Origin of the sequence: Streptomyces sp. NPDC002130 (genome assembly GCF_040296465.1) — a bacterium.
GTDB lineage: Bacteria > Actinomycetota > Actinomycetes > Streptomycetales > Streptomycetaceae > Streptomyces.
Genome location: NZ_JBEOXI010000788.1, coordinates 1 through 1,503, shown reverse-complemented (window position 1 = coordinate 1,503; position 1,503 = coordinate 1). Strand labels below are relative to the sequence as shown.

Below are 1,503 nucleotides of genomic sequence, written 5' to 3'. Positions count from 1 at the left end.
GGTCCCGCGGCGCCTCTGTTCAACGCTCCGCCGGTTTTCGAAACCAATCAGGAAACCGGAGTGATCAACAATCTCTCCACGTACCTGACCCAGTGGGAGTTCCTGCTCTACGGCCTGCTCGCAGTGGTCACGGCAACGGTCATCGCATATCCGTTTGCCATGAACTACGCGTACCGCGCTGCGTCAGCGGTGGTCAAACACATCAGTCACGAAGCTGTGATCGCGGTGTTCACGGGACTGGTCGTGGTCATCAGTATCTGGGAGGGCGGCATCCTCGGGCTTCTGATCACCGTGACGGTCGGCCTCGTCGGCGGCTTGCTCGGGCGTCTGTTCAAGATTCACGGCGGTGTCCTGTTCATGGGTTACTACGTCGCGTTGTTCAGCGTCCCGGCTCTGATCAACCTGTTCTGAATCGCTCGACACCACCAACCCGTGCGGACCTGCAAAACACTGCGGGTCCGCACGGGTTACTTCGCTTCTCCGACCGTGAGCGACACGGTTCGATTCCGGTCGAGTTTCTTCGCCCGGTACAACGCTTCGTCGGCGCAGTCGACCAGCTGCGTCAGCTCCGCGCCGCCTGCAGGTGAACACGCGACACCGATGCTGACGGTGGGCCCGAGTTCACCCAACACTGCCGACGAACTCTCGGCCTGCGCACGTCGAATCATCTCGGCCGTCTCGGTCGCACCCGCCAGATCGACACCGGCCATCAGTACGACGAACTCCTCGCCGCCCAAACGGGCGAACAGATGCTTGTCGTCGAGATTCCGCCGCACCTGATCGGCAAAACTCACCAACGCGGTGTCGCCGGCGCGATGACCGAGGTTGTCGTTCACCATCTTGAAGTGATCCAGATCCATCATCAGGACGCTGACCGGACGTCCAGAGTGTCGACGCGGATCGGTCGCACCCGTCACGCTGCCGCCTCGCCGCAAGAACTCGTCCCGGCGCAGCGCACCGGTGAGATCGTCGTGGGTGACTGCCTGGGTGAGTGCCTCGAGCGCGCGGCGGCGCTCGAGGATTACGCAGGCCACCGCGATCGGCGCTACCGCCAGCAGCGACAATCCGATCTGGACCGACGCACTGACGGGCGAGACGCCCTCGCTGGACAATCCGAGATGACCGTCGGCCGTCAGTACCAACGTCCAGGCAGTTGATACGGCTGTGAGCACCGAGGTGACGAAGACATTGGTGAGCAAGGCGGCAGTCACCAGGGCCGGCATGGCAAACGTGATCGCTCCGGCACCGCCGATCACCCACTCCAAGATGATGCAGAGGGCCAGCAGCGCTGTCGGAACCACAGATCGACGCAGAAGTGCGGCAACAGCTTTCGGGTCCCGATCCGCTCGCCGAAGCGAAGGGAATGTCAGCACCAACGGGACGATGGTCATGTAGTTGACGAACTCACTCGAGAACCAGAGCAACCACTCCTTCACGTCCGAGTCGGGCAGGTGGTCGAGCGCCTGCGACTCCGCGGAGCGCAGACCCGTCGACATGTGCGAC

Annotated in this window: 2 protein-coding genes; one reads left to right on the top strand and one right to left on the bottom strand. The window is 62.8% G+C overall.

All coding sequences use genetic code 11. The annotated features are described in order from the left end of the window. The coding region (locus ABT116_RS45545; RefSeq protein WP_351646979.1) for a hypothetical protein at positions 1-411 on the top strand (411 nt) is incomplete at its 5' end. 56 nt (positions 412-467) lie between these two features. Here ABT116_RS45545 and ABT116_RS45540 read toward each other — a convergent pair. Further along, positions 468-1,503: GGDEF domain-containing protein (locus ABT116_RS45540; RefSeq protein WP_502984067.1), on the bottom strand; the 1,036-nt coding region annotated here is incomplete at its 5' end.